The following is a 12570-nucleotide window of genomic DNA, read 5'->3' as shown; positions in this document are numbered from 1 at the left end:
CAATGATCCGGATCACACAGTTGAAGCTTCCCATCACTCATACAGAAGAGCAGCTTCACCGAAAAATAGCAAAAATGCTTCGTCTTGGAAATCAGCCGTTCACCTATGAGATCCGAAAACAATCTCTGGATGCCCGGCACAAAGAGGACAAAAAATTTGTCTACACTGTAGATATTAAACTGGATAACGAATCCCGTGTTCTCAAAAAGGTTCACGATAAAAATATTATGTTAACCTCTGAGAAAAAATATCATTTCTCCTCATCTGGCTCTGAAGCTCTGTCCCATCGTCCTATAGTGATCGGAAGCGGACCTGCAGGATTATTCTGTGCCTGGTACCTGGCCAAAGCCGGGTACTGTCCACTGGTACTGGAACGGGGAGAAGAAGCAGACAAACGCCAGAAAACCGTGGAAAATTTCTGGAAAAACGGCATCTTGGATCCGGATTCCAATGTACAGTTCGGAGAGGGCGGTGCAGGGACTTTTTCCGATGGAAAGCTGAATACTCTGGTAAAAGATACTTTTGGAAGAGGAAGGGAAGTTCTTTCCCGATTTGTGGAGGCAGGAGCTCCCTCTGAGATCCTTTACCAGCAAAAGCCTCATCTTGGCACAGATCAGCTTGTAGGTATCGTTCAGTTTATGCGTCATCAGATTGAAGAAATGGGCGGGGAATTCCGTTTTCGTTCCACAGTAACTGATCTGATGATCCGTGACCGGAAGCTTACTGCAGTCATTGTCAATGCAAAAGAGGAAATACCGGCAGAAATCTGCATTCTTGCTCCCGGCCACAGCGCCAGAGATACGTTTGCCATGCTGGAAAAACACAATATTAACATGGAGCCGAAATCTTTTGCAGTGGGGGTACGTGTGGAACATCCGCAGACCATGATCAACCAGGATCTTTACGGGGAACCGGAAAACGACCGTCTGGGTGCATCCAGCTACAAGGTTACCCATACACTGGAAAACGGACGTGGCGTTTATTCTTTCTGTATGTGTCCCGGCGGATATGTTGTAAATGCATCTTCTGAAGAAGGTATGCTTGCAGTGAATGGTATGAGCTATCAGGCACGTGACAGCCATAATGCCAACAGTGCTATCATCGTTACGGTAAACCCTTCTGATTTTCCTGAAGAGGGAGTTCTCGGCGGAATCGCTCTGCAGCGAAAACTGGAGCGCGCTGCCTGGGAAGCCGGAAAAGGAAAAATTCCGGTACAGCTTTTCAAAGATTACTGTACCCATCAGAAAAGTACCAGGCTTGGAGATGTGATCCCCTGTATCAAAGGAGCTTATACACTTACCGATGTCCGCAGTATTTTCCCAAAAGAGATCGGCGATTCCATTGAAGCAGGAATCCATGCTTTTGGAAAAAAGCTTTCCGGTTTTGACCGACCGGATGCATTGCTGGAAGGAGTAGAAAGCCGTACCTCTTCTCCTGTACGGATCGTTCGGGAACCGAAAAAGCTCACTTCCAATATAGAAGGAATCTACCCCTGCGGAGAGGGCGCCGGTTACGCCGGAGGCATTACATCCGCAGCGATGGACGGGATCAAGGTGGCAGAAGCAGTCGCTTCTGTTTATGCCCTGCCTGTAAACAAAATGTGAAAAAAGTGGAAATTTCCGGGATAGAGTGTACATCCCTGCTTTTTTATGCTAAAATAACTTCTGCAATTTTGCATCCCCTTCTTCGAGAGCGAAAAGGGAAATCATATGAAAGATACTATAATGGAAATGCCAGATTATCAGCGTCCGTATGAAAAATGTCTGCGGGAAGGAGAACAGTCCTTAAGCGATCGAGAGCTTCTTGCCGTGATCCTGCGCTGTGGCGTACAGGGATCCAGTTCCCTGACTCTGGCAGATAAAATCCTGAATTTATCGAAACAGACCGGATACAGTGGCCTGCTTGGACTGTTTCATATTTCCATGCAAGAACTGATGAAGATCCATGGGATCGGTAAGGTAAAAGCCATACAGCTGAAATGTATCGGGGAACTTTCCAAGCGTATGGCAACCGCAGCTGCAAAACCGGAATTATCTTTTCACCATCCGGTAACCATTGCGAAATATTATATGGAGCGGCTCCGGCATGAAGAGCAGGAATTGCTTTACTGCATGATGCTGGACGGACATAACCATTTGTCGGGGGAACAGCTTTTAAGCCGCGGTACAGTCAATGCCACACTGATCACACCAAGAGAAGTCTTTGTAGAAGCTGTAAAGTATCGGGCGGTGAACCTGATCCTGGTCCACAATCATCCAGGAGGCGATCCCTCCCCCAGCCAGGCTGATCTGGATGTTACGGAACGGATCTATCATTGTGGTGAACTCCTCGGCATCCATCTTCTGGATCATATCATCATCGGTGATCACAGGTATGTCAGTTTCCGCGAAAAAGGGATTTTTGATGAATATACTTAAGTGAAGGGACAGATTTATGCTTTTTAGAAATAATTACGGAGTAGACCTTGGAAGCAGCTCTGTAAAAGTCTATTCATTTTTCAGAAACAAAAGTTACATAGAAAAGAACATGGTAGCCTACAGAGGACGCCGGATCCTTGCCATAGGGAACGAAGCTTATGAAATGTTTGAAAAATCACCTGCAGATATTTCCGTAAATTCTCCTATGGCTTTCGGTATGCTGGCAAATCTGGAATTGCAAGAGATCGTCCTTTACAGCATGATAAAAAAAATCGATCATACATCCGGTCTCGGAGCAGACATGTATTTCTCCGTACCACTTGATATGACTGCTATCGAAAAGAGGGCATACTATCATCTGGTCAATGGTCACTGGCTGCGGAAAAACCGTGTTTTTATGGTGGAGTCCCCTATTGCAGATGCCATTGCCATGGGAATCGACCCTGAAAAGAATCAGGGCAGCATGATCGTAAACATCGGTGCACAGAGTACAGAGTTTTCCATCATAACCGACGGCAAGATCATCATCAGCCGTAAGATCCCCATCGGAGGCAGACAGATGAACGAATCTATCTGCAGCGAAATCCGAAAACATTATAATCTTCAGATTGGAACACGAACTGCAAAACGTCTGAAAGTAGTTATGGGAAGACTGAATGATCAGAAAAAAGAAGCCCGAAAAGTAGTCGGGATCGACAGTATTTCCGGACTTCCACGAGAAGAAGTTATTTCTGCCTACGTTGTCAATGAAGGGATCGCCAACTGTGTGAACCAGATCGCAGCAGAAATGAAATCTTTTCTGGAACGTACCCCGCCACAGATCGCTTATCATATCGCAAAAGAGGGCATTTATCTGACCGGCGGCAGCACACGGCTTCCTTATATAGATAACTATCTGGCTAGCTATACCGGATTTGCCTTTAATCTTTCTGATCTGTATGAAACTTCTGCAGCATACGGCCTGGAAAAGATCATCCGCGACAGAAACCTGCGCAAATGGGCCCAGCCGGTAAAGCAGAAAAAACTGTAAAGGGGCATATATAATGAAAAACATCCGAAAAAAAGTGCGTTTTCATTTTAATTTAAAAAGTAAACATCTTCTGGTAATCATGACATTTTTCTGTGGAAGCTGCATCGTAGCTACAGCAGCCTCCGGAACCTCTTCCGCACCACTTCAGGAAGCAGCCGGTTTTCTTATCGTTCCCTTTGAAAAGGGGATCGCCGGTGTCAGCGATATATTTGGAAATGTAAAAAACAATCTTCGTGATAAACAGGACGTGCTTCAGGAAAACGAAGAGCTGAAAAGTCAGATCAACAGTCTTACGGAACAGAATAACATCCTGATCCAGGACCAGACAGAGCTCACACGCCTGAAGGAACTTTACGATCTTGATCAGGAATATACCGACTATCCCAAGGTTGCCGCAAGGATAATCTCCAAAGATCCCGGAAACTGGTATGATACCTTTATGATCAACAAAGGCAGTAATAACGGGATCCGGGTTGATAACAACGTGATCGCCGGAAAGGGTCTTGTGGGTATCGTTACAGAAGTGGGACCTTCCTGGGCTACTGTCCGTTCCATCATCGATGACAGCAGCAATGTCAGTGCCATGGCAGTCAGTACTTCCGACAACTGCGTTGTCACTGGAGATCTGAAACTGATCGATGAAGGCAAATTAAGCTTTGAGCAGCTTTACGATCAGGATAACAAGGTAACAGTCGGAGAACGTATTGTCACCTCGAACATCAGTGAAAAATATGTGGAAGGACTGTTTATTGGTTATGTCAGTGAGATCCAGCAGGATCCCAATAACCTGACAAAAACAGGTACGATCGTTACACCGGTTGATTTCGGTCATCTGAAAGATGTATTTGTGATCACCACCAATAAACAGGACGCGATAGACAAATCGGAGGATGCGTCCAATGAAAAATAGGATTATATTATTTATCACTATCATTGTCTGTTTTCTCCTTCAGTGCACAGTAATGGACCGTATTTCCATTGGATCCATCACTCCAAATCTGCTTTTGATCCTGTGTGTATCCATGGGACTTATGCGTGGAAGAAAAGTCGGTCTGTGGACTGGATTTTTTTCCGGGCTTTTTGTCGATCTCTTTTATGGATCATTGTTTGGATTTTATGCACTGATCTATATGTATATAGGTTTTATCAGCGGCTATGCATTCCGCAGTTTTTATGATGATGATCTGAAAGTTCCGCTTTTTCTTGTAGCAGGAACAGATCTTCTTTATAATCTGGCTGTGTATGGCCTCCAGTTTCTGCTCAGAGGCCGTCTTGGATTCTGGACCTACATATACAGGATCATTATCCCCGAGATTGTATATACGGTTTTTCTCACCATCATCGTATACCGGGTATTTTACTGGATCAACTACCACTTAATGGATACTGTAAGGAAAGAAAGTGAGTCTATTTGGGAATTAAAATAAAAAAAATCATCAAAAAAATCCGTCTGAAACGTACTACAGTTCTTGTGATCGTATTTATTTTTCTGTCATCTGTCCTGGTCCGGCAGCTTTTCAGTCTGCAGATCATACAAGGAGAGGATTACATCAGTAAATTTCAGACACGTACCACCAAAACACGCGTGATCAAAAGCACCCGTGGTAATATTTATGACCGTAACGGCACAGTTGTCGCCTCCAATGTACTTGCATATTCTGTCACATTCGAAGATAGCGGTACATACAACAGCACCAGAGAAAAGAATCTGACTCTGAACGGTATCGCCTACCAGGTATTACAGATCCTTTCCAAAAACGGGGACAGCTTATCTGATAATTTTCATATTACCGTCAATGATCATGGCGACTATGCTTTTGATGTAGATGAAGGATTTACTCTTAACCGTTTCCGTGCGGATATTTACGGAGAAGCACAGATTGATGATCTCAGTGAGGAGCAGAAAAACGCAACCGCAGCCCAGATCATGGATCATCTTACCGGAAGCAGCGGATTTTCTATCGTTCTTTACGGAAAAGATGCCTACACCCCGGAAGAACTTGCCGCACATTCTCTTCCGGAAGAGCTTACCAAACAGGAAATCCTCGAAATTGCGATCATGCGCTATCAGCTGAACACCAACAGTTTCAAGAAATATATGCCGGTGACCATTGCAACAAATGTCAGTGAAAAATCTGTGGCAGCCATAAAAGAAAATCAGGCCGCTCTCCAGGGTATTGACATTGTAGAAGATTCCACCAGAAAATATGTGGACGATGAGAGTATGGCGCCGATCCTCGGTTACACAGGCCAGGCCTCTTCTGAGGAATTGGAAACCCTTCGTAAGGATAATCCTGATTATTCCAATGATGCGGTTGTTGGAAAAGCCGGAATCGAACAGTATATGGAGCTTGAACTTCAGGGAAAAGACGGAGAAGAAACGGTCACAGTTGATAATCTTGGTAAAGTCCTTGACATCGACAATTCTAAAACTGTTGATCCTGTGGCCGGAAACGATGTTTATCTGACCATTGATTCCGACTGGCAGAAGAGTATTTACCAGATCCTGGAACAGCGTGTTGCTGGTATTGTCCTCTCTAAACTGACACCGAATAAAAGCTTTGATTATGAAGCAGAGAAAGATGCAAGTAAGATCACCATCCCAATCTATGATGTATACAATGCACTGATCGCAAACAGTGTGATCGATATCAATAAATTCAGTGATGCAGATGCTTCCGACACAGAAAAAAATTTATACGTCAAATTTCAGCAAAAACAGCAACAGGTTTTTGATACAATAAGTAACAGGCTGACAGGCGACAATCCTCCAGCCTATAAGGATGAAGATACGCAGATGCAGGAATATCTTACCTATATCTGTGATGATCTTCTTACCAATACCTTGAAGGTACTGAAAAGTGATTCCATTGATACCGCGGATGAAACATACAAAGCCTGGAAAAATGATCAGAGTATCAGTCTGAAGGATTATCTGAACTACGCTGCCAGTCAGAACTGGATCGATATTTCCCAGATCTCAACCTCCGGAGAATATCTGGATTCTGAAGAGATCTATCAGGCTCTTACCGCCTATATCATTGATTACCTGAAAACAGATACAGGCTTTTCAAAGCTTCTGTATAAATATATGCTTCAGGAAGACACCATCAGTGGAGAAGATCTGTGTCTTGTTCTCTATGAACAGGGCGTTCTTTCCAAAGAAGACGAGCTGTATCAGACAATGGCCTCCGGTGGTCTTGATGCCTACACCTTCATGTATCGCAAGATCGCAAATCTTGAGATCACACCGGCCCAGCTTGCGTTGGCTCCGTGCTCTGCATCTGCGGTGATCACAGATACTACAACCGGAAATGTTCTCGCATGTGTTTCCTATCCGGGATATGATAATAATCGTCTGACCAACAATATGGATACTGATTATTATGCAAAGCTTTCCACAGATCTTTCCAGCCCGTTCTTCAACAAGGCAACACAGCAGAAGACGGCTCCAGGATCTACCTTAAAGATCTTATCTACTGTTGCCGGCATGTCTGAGGGCGTAATAGATGATGGCACATATATTGAATGTACAGGAAGCTTTGACCTTGTAACACCTCCGATCAACTGCTGGAATAAACAGGGCCACGGTTCTCTTGATATCCGTGAAGCCATTGAGCAGTCCTGTAACGTATTTTTCACTACGATTGGTTTCGAACTTGGTAAAGATTCCGAAGGTAACTTTTCTGAAGCCAGAAGTCTTGGAATGCTTCAGAAATATGCTTCCCTCATGGGATTGGATCAGAAAACCGGCATTGAAATTTCCGAAGCTTCTCCGCAGGTTTCTGACAAAAACGCCGTCCCTTCCTATATTGGACAGGGTACCAATGCGTTTACGACCAGCCAGCTTGCACGTTATGCGTCAACGATCGCCACTTCCGGTACGATCTATAAGCTTTCCCTTCTGGACCGTGTGACGGATTCCAAAGGAAAACTTATAAAGGAATATCCTTCCGAAACAGCTGGACAGCTGGATCTTTCCAGCAATATCTGGGATGACATCCATGACGGTATGTATCGTGTGGTGCAGACTCATGATCAGTTTAACAGACTTGGAGTTGAAGTAGCAGGAAAAACCGGTACTGCCGAGATTGACTATTATCATCCGAACAATGCACTTTTTATCGGATATGCGCCTGTTTCTGATCCCAAGTACGCAATATCTGTACGAATCGCAAACGGATATGCATCCGGTAATGCCTGCCTTGCAGCTAATGATATCTTTAAATACATTTTCGGACTTGCAGATGAAAGCACCATTCTCACTGGCTATGCAGCAAGCGATACCAGTAATGTATCGAATGACTAAACAAACTTTATGAGGATACCAGAAGTGTGGAACATTTTATAGGAGGAATCAGAAAACATGAGTGAAGTCATTGTCATTACATCTGGAAAAGGCGGTGTTGGAAAAACCACCACCGTGGCAAATATCGGGACCGGACTGGCTGCCATGGGAAAAAGGGTTGCAGTTGTAGATACCGATATCGGACTCCGAAATCTGGATGTTGTCATGGGACTGGAGAACCGTATTGTTTATAATCTGGTTGATGTGATCAATGGGAGCTGCCGCCTGAAACAGGCACTGATCCGGGATCGTCGGCATTCAGAACTGTATCTTCTTCCGTCTGCCCAGACCAAGGACAAAACTGCCGTATCTCCGGAACAGATGATCAAGCTTACCGATGATCTCCGGGAAGAATTCGATTATGTCCTTCTGGATTGTCCGGCAGGAATTGAACAGGGATTCAAAAATGCAGTAGCCGGAGCGGACCGTGCACTGGTCGTGACCACACCGGAAGTTTCCGCGATCCGGGATGCAGACCGTATCATCGGGTTGCTGGAGTCCGGAGGGCTCCGTGATATCCGGCTGATCATCAACCGGCTTCGACCGGAAATGATCGCCAGAGGTGATATGATGTCCGTAGAAGATGTGTTGGAAATCCTGGCTGTAGATCTGATCGGTGCGATCCTGGATGATGAACAGATCGTGATCTCCACAAATCAGGGAGAACCTTTATCCGGAAAAAATTCCCAGGCAGAAGAAGAGTATCGCAATATCTGCCGGAGGCTTATGGGCGAAGAGGTCCCTTATGTTACTGTGCGTCGAAAAAATGGTGTATTCCACCGTCTTGGCAGCATTTTTCGAAAATAACAGACGCTTTGCTGTCTGACATTTTTCATCACAGGAGGAATGATTATGGGATTTTTCTCCGGGAAAAACCACTCTGCAGGCTATGCACGCGACAGGATGAAGCTTCTTCTTGTATCGGAACGCATAGACTGTTCTCCACAGATGATGAAGCTTTTACGGAACGATCTGATACATGCCGTAAAAAAATACGTTGTAATTGATGAACCAGGGGTGACCATACAGATCACACAGGAACCACCTGTTCTGCATGCAGTCATACCCGTACTTAAGAAAAGAGATGCATAATTTATGATTAAACAGTATAAGCTGCGGTTTTACAATTTTCGACTGGTGATCTTTCTCCTGGCGATCAGCTTTATTGGAATTCAGCTTGTAGGAACAGCTGCCGACTACCTTCGCACACGTCAGCTTCTGGGTGTGATCATCGGTGTAGTCTTTATGCTGATCCTTTCACTGATGGATTATTCCTGGCTGCTGAATTTTCAATGGATCATGTATGGATTTAATATCGTTATGCTTCTGGCTGTCCGGTTCTTCGGATCCAGCGCCAATGGTGCTGCCAGATGGGTGGATTTAGGTTTTATCCGTTTCCAGCCTACCGAGCTTTCAAAGATCATCATTATCCTGTTTTTTGCCAAATTTTTTATGGATCATGAGGAAGATCTGAATACCTTAAAGACTCTGATACAATCAGCTGTCCTTCTGGTCATCCCACTGATGCTGATCTATGTACAGCCGGATATGAAAAACACCATCACCGTAACAGTCCTGTTCTGTATTCTGATCTACATCGCAGGACTTAGTTATAAGATCATCGGAGGTGTAGCCTTGATCGCGATTCCTCTGGCCATCATCTTTCTGTCCATTATCGTGCAGCCGGATCAGAAACTGATACAGGATTACCAGAGAAACCGTATCATGTCATTCCTGTATCCGGAGAACGAAGAATACGCAGATGATATTGAACAGCAGAACAACTCAAAAACAGCCATCGCCTCCGGAGAGCTTGTGGGACGTGCTTTCAGTAATGACACCAGTGTTACATCCGTAAATGATGGAAACTTTGTTTCTGAGAATCAGACCGACTTTATTTTTGCGGTGGCTGGAGAGCAGTACGGATTTATCGGCTGTACTCTGATCGTACTGCTGCTGTTTCTGATCACCTTTGAATGTATCCGTATGAGCCTGCGGGCCAAGGATCTTGCCGGTAAGATCATATGCTGCGGTGTTGGAAGCATTGTTTCCATACAGAGCTTCATCAACATCTGTGTTGCTACCGGCCTTGCACCAAACACAGGTACTCCGCTTCCTTTTGTAAGCTATGGTCTTACTTCTCTGATCAGTCTGTTTATGGGTATGGGACTTGTTCTCAATGTAGGACTGCAGAGCAGTGCATATAATAAAGAATTACAGAAAAAAGGTCAGAAATCGGATACCTACTTTCGGAAAGAGGAATACTTATGACACGTAAAGAACCTGTAAAAAATCATATACGTTCTGGCAATCCTTCCAGAGGTCAGGCTTCCCGGGCTGCACATACAGCTTCCAAGGGGACAAAAACAACTTCCATGCCGTCTGACAGAACTGTTTCTGCCAGACGTAAAGCTCAAAATACCCGGATGAAACGGATGCGTCGTAAAAGGATCCGCAACACCATTTTTCTCCTTCTTCTGCTGATCGTACTATGCACAGCTGGCGGTTTTGGTGTTTACATGCTGAAGGGCGGAGATTTTTCTACTCCTGCAAATTCTTTCAATGCATTCTCCGAGTTTGATAATACTCTGACTTCCAAAGAAGAGCAGCGCGCGGCAGGTTTCGCCCATGATCTCTGTGTTGTTACAAAAGATGTTGCTCTGGATTCTGTCAGTCTGGATGACAGCCAGTCCGGTGTGCTTCTGAATCTCAGTGATAAAAAGGTACTCTATGCAAAAGGTGCCTACAACAAGGTTTATCCTGCCAGCATCACAAAGATCATGACAGCTATGCTTGCACTGAAATATGGAAACATGGACGATACAGTAACGATCTCACAGGAGAATGTTACCCTGGAATCCGGTTCTCAGGTAGCTGGTTTCCAGGCGGGAGATCAGGTTACCATGGATCAGCTTCTTCATTGTCTTCTTGTTTATTCTGCCAATGATGCAGCATCTGCCATTGCGGAACATATAGGTGGATCAACAGATAAATTTGTAGAGATGATGAACAGCTTTGCTGCAGAACTTGGCTGTACAGGAACTCACTTTACCAATCCCCATGGTCTTCAGGACGAAAATCATTATACAACGCCTTATGACATTTATCTGATGCTGAAAGAAGCCTTGAATTATCCGGAGTTTACAGACATCACACAAATGGCATCTTATACAGTTAGCTATAAGCATTCCGATGGCTCCGATGCAAGTGCTACCTTACCCGCTACAGATCATTATCTTACCGGAGAGGCAGCAACTCCTAAGGATGTCACTATCCTTGGAGGAAAAACAGGAACAACCGATAAAGCCGGTAACTGTCTGGCACTTTTAAGCCAGAATGCTTATGGGAAGCCATTTATTTCCATCGTCATGGGTGCGTCCTCAAAGGATGTTCTTTATCAGGAAATGACATCCTTGCTCCAGAACATCAACTGACAGGATTCCATACAAAAAACAAAAAAGCAGATCTGTTTGAAATTTTATTTCGCAGATCTGCTTTTTTATTCTTTTTTTTACATTCAGTTAATTTCTACTATATCATCAGTGCCATCACTGCCGGTATCTTCGGTCTCACTGCTATCAAGATCCGTATCCGAAGTACCACTGTAATCATTGTCATCGACCACTTCACCGGAGCCACTGTCCGGATTTTCATAATTGCCTGCGTCTTCATCGGTTCCATCTGAAGATGTATCTGAAGTATCTGCTCCATTGGCTTCACTATCCGTATTGCCGTCGTAAGAATTATCACCTGGATCATAAGTCGGCTCTTCCGTGTAGGAATCTCCGTCCCCAGTATCGTCAGAACTCTCGGGCTCACTGCTGTAGCTGTCCTCTGTATAGATTGGAAAATCCGCATCAGCAGTTCCCTCTGATGTAGAATCTGTAACAGGCTCCGCCGCATTATTATCCGGAATAGCAGTAAGATGAGAAACCGTTCCATCCTTTGGGACGACAATATAGATTCCCAGCATCACGATACATAATGCCATGGCTAATCCGGCAATCTTCATTTCTTCCATATGTTTCATCGCTGATGATCTCCCTGTCGTTTTTTTGTATTATAGCACAGAATCACTCATATTTGTAAAACAGCCATGTATTTCTTTTGTTTTTCTGTAACAGTTCCCGAAATTTATTTCGCGATCATATAGACACACTTTCTCTGGGTGTTTATAATAAATAATCATATTTATTCATAACTTAAAGAAAGGCGTAACATTTTATGGGCGACTGCATTACCACATACACTGGAAAACATTTTGATCCGACACATCCGGACGAAGAGCTGATCTGCATTGAGGACATTGCACACGCACTTTCTCTTCTATGCCGCGGAAATGGTCATGTAAGGACTTTTTTCTCTGTAGGGCAGCACTGCATCCTCTGTGCCAAAGAAGCCGAAGCACGTGGCTATTCCGGCCGTCTTATACTGGCGTCCCTTCTTCACGATGCCAGCGAATGTTATATGTCCGATGTTCCAAGACCATTTAAGAAAAGTCTTCCTGAGTATCGGAAACAGGAGGAAGCTCTTTTAAACATTATCTATCAGAAATATCTGGGATCCGGACTTTCTGCCATAGAAGAGCAGAAGCTGAAGGAGATCGACAATGACCTGCTCTGGTATGACCTGAAATATCTTCTGAATGAAACACCGGACACTCCAAAACCGGTTGTCCATGTTCCGATCCAATACCGGCAATACCCTTTTTCACAGGTAGAAGAGGAATATCGAAACCTTTTTGATCAGCTGTCTGCAAAAATCTGTAAATAGAT

The 12570-nt window shown here is 44.4% G+C and carries 12 protein-coding genes; 11 read left to right on the top strand and 1 reads right to left on the bottom strand.

Annotated elements, in window-relative coordinates:
* Positions 1-2: 2 nt before the first annotated feature.
* The 10 genes from LKD46_RS11685 to LKD46_RS11640 all read left to right on the top strand — a co-directional run bounded on the left by LKD46_RS11685 (position 3) and on the right by LKD46_RS11640 (position 11229).
* Complete coding sequence (locus LKD46_RS11685; protein ID WP_118607985.1) at positions 3-1604, top strand: NAD(P)/FAD-dependent oxidoreductase; 1602 nt, start codon at positions 3-5, stop codon at positions 1602-1604.
* Positions 1605-1709: 105 nt separating this feature from the next.
* On the top strand, positions 1710-2417 hold the full coding sequence (gene radC, locus LKD46_RS11680; protein ID WP_022427291.1) for a RadC family protein: 708 nt from the start codon (positions 1710-1712) through the stop codon (positions 2415-2417).
* A gap of 16 nt (positions 2418-2433) precedes the next feature.
* Entirely contained in the window at positions 2434-3447 is a 1014-nt protein-coding gene (locus LKD46_RS11675; RefSeq protein WP_021652032.1) for a rod shape-determining protein, read from the top strand.
* Between the two features lie 13 nt (positions 3448-3460).
* Positions 3461-4357, top strand: a complete 897-nt coding sequence (mreC, locus tag LKD46_RS11670) for a rod shape-determining protein MreC (RefSeq protein ID WP_022427290.1) — start codon at positions 3461-3463, stop codon at positions 4355-4357.
* Entirely contained in the window at positions 4347-4874 is a 528-nt protein-coding gene (mreD, locus tag LKD46_RS11665; RefSeq protein ID WP_021652034.1) for a rod shape-determining protein MreD, read from the top strand. Before mreC ends, mreD begins: the two co-directional genes overlap by 11 nt.
* Positions 4859-7756 (top strand): penicillin-binding transpeptidase domain-containing protein, encoded by a 2898-nt coding sequence (locus LKD46_RS11660; protein WP_110103139.1) that lies wholly within the window; start codon positions 4859-4861, stop codon positions 7754-7756. Before mreD ends, LKD46_RS11660 begins: the two co-directional genes overlap by 16 nt.
* Before the next feature lie 57 nt (positions 7757-7813).
* Positions 7814-8602 (top strand): septum site-determining protein MinD, encoded by a 789-nt coding sequence (minD, locus tag LKD46_RS11655; RefSeq protein WP_015525126.1) that lies wholly within the window; start codon positions 7814-7816, stop codon positions 8600-8602.
* 45 nt (positions 8603-8647) lie between these two features.
* Positions 8648-8887 (top strand): cell division topological specificity factor MinE, encoded by a 240-nt coding sequence (gene minE, locus LKD46_RS11650; protein WP_015525127.1) that lies wholly within the window; start codon positions 8648-8650, stop codon positions 8885-8887.
* 3 nt (positions 8888-8890) lie between these two features.
* Positions 8891-10066 carry an FtsW/RodA/SpoVE family cell cycle protein gene (locus tag LKD46_RS11645; protein WP_015525128.1) on the top strand — a complete coding sequence of 392 codons (1176 nt, stop codon included), beginning with the start codon at positions 8891-8893 and terminating at the stop codon, positions 10064-10066.
* Positions 10063-11229 carry a D-alanyl-D-alanine carboxypeptidase family protein gene (locus LKD46_RS11640; protein ID WP_015525129.1) on the top strand — a complete coding sequence of 389 codons (1167 nt, stop codon included), beginning with the start codon at positions 10063-10065 and terminating at the stop codon, positions 11227-11229. The genes LKD46_RS11645 and LKD46_RS11640 overlap by 4 nt, the downstream gene beginning before the upstream one ends.
* Before the next feature lie 83 nt (positions 11230-11312).
* Here the strand turns inward: LKD46_RS11640 and LKD46_RS11635 are convergent, their stop codons facing one another.
* On the bottom strand, positions 11313-11825 hold the full coding sequence (locus LKD46_RS11635; RefSeq protein WP_114001620.1) for a hypothetical protein: 513 nt from the start codon (positions 11823-11825) through the stop codon (positions 11313-11315).
* Positions 11826-12019: 194 nt separating this feature from the next.
* Here LKD46_RS11635 and LKD46_RS11630 point away from each other — a divergent pair, with 194 nt between their 5' ends.
* Positions 12020-12568: a hypothetical protein gene (locus tag LKD46_RS11630; protein ID WP_015525131.1), complete on the top strand. Its 549-nt coding sequence runs from the start codon at positions 12020-12022 to the stop codon at positions 12566-12568.
* Positions 12569-12570: the final 2 nt, after the last annotated feature.

The sequence above is a fragment of the Blautia fusiformis genome (genome assembly GCF_020686995.1).
Lineage (GTDB): Bacteria > Bacillota > Clostridia > Lachnospirales > Lachnospiraceae > Blautia_A > Blautia_A fusiformis.
The sequence above is the reverse complement of the archived record's forward strand: the minus strand, read 5'-3'. Positions and strand labels throughout refer to the sequence as shown.

Excerpts from the sequence above, each read along its gene's own strand:
- minE (WP_015525127.1), top strand. The coding sequence starts at position 8,648 with ATGGGATTTTTCTCCGGGAAAAACCACTCTGCAGGCTATGCACGCGAC.
- mreC (WP_022427290.1), top strand. The coding sequence starts at position 3,461 with ATGAAAAACATCCGAAAAAAAGTGCGTTTTCATTTTAATTTAAAAAGT.
- radC (WP_022427291.1), top strand. The coding sequence starts at position 1,710 with ATGAAAGATACTATAATGGAAATGCCAGATTATCAGCGTCCGTATGAA.
- LKD46_RS11640 (WP_015525129.1), top strand. The coding sequence starts at position 10,063 with ATGACACGTAAAGAACCTGTAAAAAATCATATACGTTCTGGCAATCCT.
- LKD46_RS11630 (WP_015525131.1), top strand. The coding sequence starts at position 12,020 with ATGGGCGACTGCATTACCACATACACTGGAAAACATTTTGATCCGACA.
- LKD46_RS11635 (WP_114001620.1), bottom strand. The coding sequence starts at position 11,825 with ATGAAACATATGGAAGAAATGAAGATTGCCGGATTAGCCATGGCATTA.
- LKD46_RS11685 (WP_118607985.1), top strand. The coding sequence starts at position 3 with ATGATCCGGATCACACAGTTGAAGCTTCCCATCACTCATACAGAAGAG.
- LKD46_RS11645 (WP_015525128.1), top strand. The coding sequence starts at position 8,891 with ATGATTAAACAGTATAAGCTGCGGTTTTACAATTTTCGACTGGTGATC.
- minD (WP_015525126.1), top strand. The coding sequence starts at position 7,814 with ATGAGTGAAGTCATTGTCATTACATCTGGAAAAGGCGGTGTTGGAAAA.
- LKD46_RS11675 (WP_021652032.1), top strand. The coding sequence starts at position 2,434 with ATGCTTTTTAGAAATAATTACGGAGTAGACCTTGGAAGCAGCTCTGTA.
- mreD (WP_021652034.1), top strand. The coding sequence starts at position 4,347 with ATGAAAAATAGGATTATATTATTTATCACTATCATTGTCTGTTTTCTC.